2 protein-coding genes and 1 rRNA gene are annotated in these 2,663 nt (G+C 35.0%); all 3 read right to left on the reverse strand.

Features of this window, described 5'->3' with window-relative positions; translation table 11 throughout:
- Positions 1 to 346 precede the first annotated feature (346 nt).
- Positions 347 to 1,078 (reverse strand): DsbA family oxidoreductase, encoded by a 732-nt coding sequence (locus tag DPQ31_RS29040; RefSeq protein WP_208731449.1) that lies wholly within the window; start codon positions 1,076 to 1,078, stop codon positions 347 to 349.
- A gap of 196 nt (positions 1,079 to 1,274) precedes the next feature.
- On the reverse strand, positions 1,275 to 2,234 hold the full coding sequence (locus tag DPQ31_RS29045; protein ID WP_033663369.1) for an alpha/beta hydrolase: 960 nt from the start codon (positions 2,232 to 2,234) through the stop codon (positions 1,275 to 1,277).
- Positions 2,235 to 2,511: 277 nt separating this feature from the next.
- Positions 2,512 to 2,627 (reverse strand): 5S ribosomal RNA (gene rrf / locus DPQ31_RS29050).
- Positions 2,628 to 2,663 lie beyond the last annotated feature (36 nt).

The following is a 2,663-nucleotide window of genomic DNA, read 5'->3' on the forward strand; positions in this document are numbered from 1 at the left end:
GGATCAAACTCTCCAATAAAGTTAGTTTGTCTAGCATCTAAAAATAAAAATTGACGTTTCACGTTGTTTGTTTCGTTCAGTTTTCAAAGAACTACTTGGTCGCTCATTTGCGACTCCCTTATGTTAACATTTTCGTTAATTGATGTCAACTAAGTTTTTTATTTCGTTTGTCGCTTTCGACGTTGTTGTCATCGGCGACTTGTTCTATATTACACTCCATTTATACAATCGTCAATACGTTTTTTAAAAAACTTTATATTTTATAAATTTCATTTACATATTTCTTCTATAGTCATATACAAGCAACCCATAAAACTCTCTATGGGTTGCTATCCAATAATAAAGACTATTGTTCTTTTGACGGCACTGAACAACTTCCATCAGTACAAGAAAGATCGCTTCCACCATCTGCTGAAAGTTCCTGTAACTTCGGTGCAGGATTCTCTTCTTCCCAAACTTGCTGAAGTGCACCAACAAAAGTTCCAAGTGGTTGCGCACCTGAAATAGCATACTTCTGATTAATAATAAAATAAGGTACTCCCGAAATTTGATATTGCTGAGCAACCGCCTCATCAATTCTAACATCATTGGCATACGCATTTTTATCATTAATAACATGTAAAGCTTCTTGCTTATCTAAACCTGAAGCTTCAGCGATAGTAGCTAGCGTATCCACATCACTCAAGTTCTTTGATTCAGTAAAATATGCAAAAAGAAGATTTTCTGTAATCTCCTTTTCCTTCCCTTGATCCTTCGCAAACTTCGCTAGACGATGCGCATCAAAAGTGTTCGTTGGCTTCATCTCATCAAAATTAAAACTTAAACCCATACTAGCTGCATGATTTCCTAGTTGTACATTATTACGCTTAGCTTCTTCAATACTAATCCCATACTTTGATGCAAGCACTTCATTAATACTCGTTCCAGAGTAAACGGGAGTATTCGGATCTAGCTCAAAACTTTTAAACTCAACTTCAACATCCTTCTTATGCGGAAATTGCTCTAAAGCCATCTCTAATCTACGCTTCCCAATATAGCAAAATGGACATACAAAATCTGACCATACTTCAATTTTCATATTAACACCTCTTTAAAACTTAGTTTTCAATCATTGTAGCACTGAGATTAAGGAATTCAAAAGTTTTTGCTCTATTTCCTTCTATAGTACATACAAAAATATACTTATAGCAGAATACCTAATTAGAAAAAAACGATAATCAAAAGGGCAGACTATTCCCCTCCGATTATCGTCTATAAAAATGAAACAACTTTAATTATGCCGGAATATACTTCTCTACGAATTTCCATACAGTATTCCAATATTTATTTGAATCTACTTTCTCCGCTTCCCCATGCCCGGCACCTGGAACAATTAACTTCTCTTTTTCTACTTTTGCAGCATTATACACCTGATCTAGCATTTCAAAAGGAACAAATGTATCAGCATTCCCATGGATAAATAGCATAGGTGTTTTACTTCTCTCAACTTGTTTCACAGCTGAAGCCTCTTCTAAATCATATCCCGCCCTCAATTTAGTAACTGTATTGGCCGCATTCATAACAGGAAACTTCGGTAAGTGGAATAAATCTTTTAGTTGATACGTAAATTCATCACTAACAGTTGAGTATCCGCAATCTTCAATAATAACTTTAACGTTTGAAGGTAAATCTTCGCCTGAAGTCATCATTACAGTTGCTCCACCCATAGAAATACCATATAGAGCTATTTCAGCATTAGGATCTTTCTTTAAAATTTGTTGAATCCACAGTAGGACATCTTTACGATCATGCCAGCCCATACCAACATAATCCCCTTCACTATTTCCATGTCCACGAAGGTCTGGTGCTATGACATTATAGCCTCGTTCATAAAAGTTCCGAATATATTTCGTCATTTCTGATGCTCTGCCATTATATCCATGAACTACAATTGCCCATTTATGGCTAGATGATTCATTCATATATTCATAACCTTTTAAATTCAGCTTATCGAAAGAACGTATAGTTAATGTGTTCGGTTTATATTTCGATACAAAATCCGCATTCTTTTTTTCATTCGTAGCCAATACATCTCCCGATGCATTCACTGTTTCCGCCAAATGAGGGTTATCTTGCAAAAATTCTTTTTCTTGTTTCGCATTCAATGCGTAGTTATAAAAATAATTCCCAACTAACATATACGCGATTGTTAGAAGCACTAAAACTACTATAGTAATCATACCTATCTTTTTCATATTATCTCCTTTTTCCAAATTAAATCTCTTATGTTAACGTACCTCAAAAACAACTGTACTATTTTAACATACCGGTGAATCTTATCTATAAGAAATAAAATAGAAAATCTTAAATTACATATTAAAAATCACGAAAGAAACAGAATAGAGCTTATATAGATATGTAACCAAAAATCTTAAAAGAATAGGGAGTTCTTTAAAATCCAGGTAGTATTTGGCATTGAAAAGAAGTTATAAAACACAAAAAAGACGAGTCATTCTGACTCGTCTTAAGCTTGCTTGGCGACGTCCTACTCTCACAGGGACAAGGTCCCAACTACCATCGGCGCTAGAGAGCTTAACTTCCGTGTTCGGTATGGGAACGGGTGTGACCTCTCTGCCATCATCACCAAACTATGAAGGCATATTCCTTCAAAACTAGATAACATT

The organism is Bacillus sp. COPE52, assembly GCF_003355115.1.
Lineage (GTDB): Bacteria > Bacillota > Bacilli > Bacillales > Bacillaceae_G > Bacillus_A > Bacillus_A toyonensis.